The 2760-nt window shown below is 67.6% G+C and carries 3 protein-coding genes; 2 read left to right on the top strand and 1 reads right to left on the bottom strand.

Features of this window, described 5'->3' with window-relative positions; all coding sequences use genetic code 11:
• The coding region (locus AC27IQ_RS22040) for a DeoR family transcriptional regulator (protein WP_487090799.1) at nucleotides 1–200 on the bottom strand (200 nt) is incomplete at its 3' end.
• A gap of 409 nt (nucleotides 201–609) precedes the next feature.
• On the opposite strand from AC27IQ_RS22040, the gene AC27IQ_RS22035 reads away from it, so the two are divergent.
• Both AC27IQ_RS22035 and AC27IQ_RS22030 read left to right on the top strand, forming a co-directional pair.
• A complete protein-coding gene (locus AC27IQ_RS22035; protein ID WP_284405255.1) occupies nucleotides 610–1542 on the top strand; it encodes a TauD/TfdA dioxygenase family protein in 933 nt (310 codons plus the stop codon).
• Nucleotides 1543–1620: 78 nt separating this feature from the next.
• Nucleotides 1621–2670, top strand: a complete 1050-nt coding sequence (locus tag AC27IQ_RS22030) for an ABC transporter substrate-binding protein (RefSeq protein ID WP_487090798.1) — start codon at nucleotides 1621–1623, stop codon at nucleotides 2668–2670.
• Nucleotides 2671–2760 lie beyond the last annotated feature (90 nt).

The raw sequence follows: 2760 nt of genomic DNA, 5'->3' as shown, positions 1-2760 counted from the left end.
AGCGGGGGTTCGGGCGCCGGGCCGGGCGCGACCACGCCGCCGTGCACACGGCGCAGCACGCCCTGCGCCTCCAGCTCGACGAGGTCGCGCCGCACGGTCTCGCGCGAAACGTCGAGGTCCTTCACGATGCGCTCGGTGCTCACGCGGGTGAGCGTGGCCAGCAGCGTGCGGATGCGGATGAATCGTTCTTCCTGCAGCATGTCCTGTGATCCTGTCGTGTCGGTTCGTTCGCGGGTGGGGATAGCGCAGGGGCCGTGCCCGCGGTCCGGTGGTGCCGGGTGGCTCCGTTCACCCGCAGGCGCCGGTGTCCTGGAGCATCGCGAAAGAACGGGGGAGGGGGTGTGCGTGTTCCGTGCGGCCCCGGTCGATGCGATGGGGTGCATGGGTGCCCAGTGTTATCTTTTGCATGAAAGGGCACAAGCACCCAATATGCCAAGGTCAGGCGTCCGTTTCGTGACGGGTGCCAGTGCCGGGCAAGCAGTGGGGGCGCCGTGTCGATAGATGATTTTGTAGTTAGCAATGCATAAATCATTCGTTCCGGTTTGGAGGTGTGCTGAATAAAGTGGCAACCCAGAGGGCCCCGCCGGGCCCGTTCAAAGGTGGTTCACCATGTCGGCAGTTCTGTCCCACGCCCCGGTTTCCGCGACGGCCATCGCCCTGGACGATGATGCCGCGCCGCAGCCCTTCGATATCCGCCCGGTGGCCGGCGCCGCAGGCCCGCTGGGCGCCGAGGTGGTGGGCCTCGATCTGTCGCGGCCCCTCGGCGCGCAGGACTTCGACCGCATTCACCGTGCCCACCTGGCGCACCACGTGCTGGTGTTCCGCGACCAGCGCATCACCCCGCGCCAGCACATTGATTTCAGCCGCCGCTTCGGCCCGCTGCAGATCCATGTGCTGAAGAACTTCCAGCTGGCCGATCACCCCGAGATCCTGATCGTCTCCAACATCAAGGACGCCGGCGGCCAGCCCATCGGGCTGGGCGATGCGGGCCATTACTGGCATTCCGACCTGTCGTACAAGGAAAAGCCCAGCCTGGGCTCGCTGCTGCACGCGCAGGAGTTGCCCTCAGAGGGTGGCGATACGCTGTTTGCCGACCAGCACGCGGCCTACGATGCCTTGCCCCAGGCGCTCAAGAACGCCATCGCCCCGCTGCAGGCCGAGCACAGCTACCTGGCCAAGTACGAGGAGCTGCGCGCCCGCAGCCCCTGGCGCCCGAAGCTCACGCAGGCACAGATCGACGAGGTGGCGCCCGCCGTGCACCCGGTGGTGCGCACCCACCCCGAAACCGGCCGCAAGGCGCTCTTCGTGAGCGAGCACTTCACCACGCGCCTCGTCGGCCTGCCCGACGATGAAAGCCGCGCGCTGCTGGACGAACTGTTCGCCGCCAGCGTGCGGCCGGAGTTCCTGTACCGGCACCGCTGGCTGCCGCACGACCTCGTGTTCTGGGACAACCGCTCGGTCATGCACCTGGCGGCCGGCACGCCCGACAGCGAGCGCCGCAAGCTCTACCGCACCACGGTCGAGGGTGACCTGCCGTTCTGAACGGCCGCCGCCTTCGCCCCTGCGTTTCTCCCTTCCCCTTCTTCGTTGCTTCTCGCTTCTCGCTTCTCGCGCCAGGAAATGCCCACCATGCACCAGCCTTCACGCCGCGGCATCGCCCGCCGCACCCTTGCCGCCCTGGCCGCTGCCGGCCTCATCGCCTGCGGGGTGGGGCTGCCCGCCGCTTCGCACGCGGCTGAAGGCCAGTTGCGCATCGCGCAGCAGTTCGGCGTGGTGTATCTGCTGTTGAATGTGGCGCAGGACCAGAAGCTCATCGAAAAGCACGGCAAGGCGGCGGGCATCGACATCCAGGTCGATTACCTCCAGCTGTCCGGCGGCTCTGCGGTCAACGATGCCCTGCTGTCGGGCAACATCGACATCGCAGGCGCTGGCGTGGGCCCGCTGTTCACGCTGTGGGACCGCACCAAGGGCCGCCAGAACGTGAAGGGCGTGGCCTCGCTGGGCAACTTTCCGTACTACCTGGTGAGCAACAACCCCAAGGTGAAGACGCTGGCCGACTTCACCGAGCAGGACCGCATCGCGCTGCCCGCCGTCGGCGTGTCGGTGCAGTCGCGCGTGCTGCAGATGGCCTCGGCCAAGCTCTGGGGCGACAAGGAGTTCAACCGCCTGGACAAGATCCAGGTGGCCCTGCCGCACCCCGATGCCGCCGCCGCGATCATCAAGGGCGGCACCGAGATCACGGGCCACTTCGGCAACCCGCCGTTCCAGGAACAGGAACTGGCCGGCAACCCGGCCGCGCGCATCGTGCTCAACTCCTACGACGTGCTGGGCGGGCCTTCGTCGGCCACCGTGCTGTACGCGACCGAGAAATTCCGCCGCGAGAGCCCCAAGACCTACAAGGCGTTCCTGGATGGCCTGGACGAGGCCGCCAAGTTCATCACCGCCCACCCCGAGAAGGCGGCGGACATCTACCTGCGTGTGACCGGCGCCAAGACCGACCGGGACCTGCTGCTCAAGATCATCAAGAACCCGGAAGTCCAGTTCAAGGTGAAACCCGAGAACACGCTGGGCATGGGCCAGTTCCTGCACCGCGTGGGCGCCATCAAGAACGCGCCGACCACGCTCAAGGACTATTTCTTCGAAGACGCCCACACCGCGGGCGGCAACTGACGCGCGCCATGCGGACGGGACCCCTTTCCCCCGCGCTGATGGAGCGCCTGGAGCCCGAGACCGGCGGCGCCGGCGGTGGCGTGGCCCCGG

Source organism: Acidovorax sp. KPB24-07 (assembly GCF_057543315.1).
Note: the sequence above shows the minus strand (reverse complement) of the source record. Positions and strands in the feature narration are given on the sequence as shown.

Bases quoted from the DNA above. Each gene is read 5' to 3' on its own strand.
- AC27IQ_RS22035 (WP_284405255.1), top strand. From the start codon at position 610: ATGTCGGCAGTTCTGTCCCACGCCCCGGTTTCCGCGACGGCCATCGCC.
- AC27IQ_RS22030 (WP_487090798.1), top strand. From the start codon at position 1,621: ATGCCCACCATGCACCAGCCTTCACGCCGCGGCATCGCCCGCCGCACC.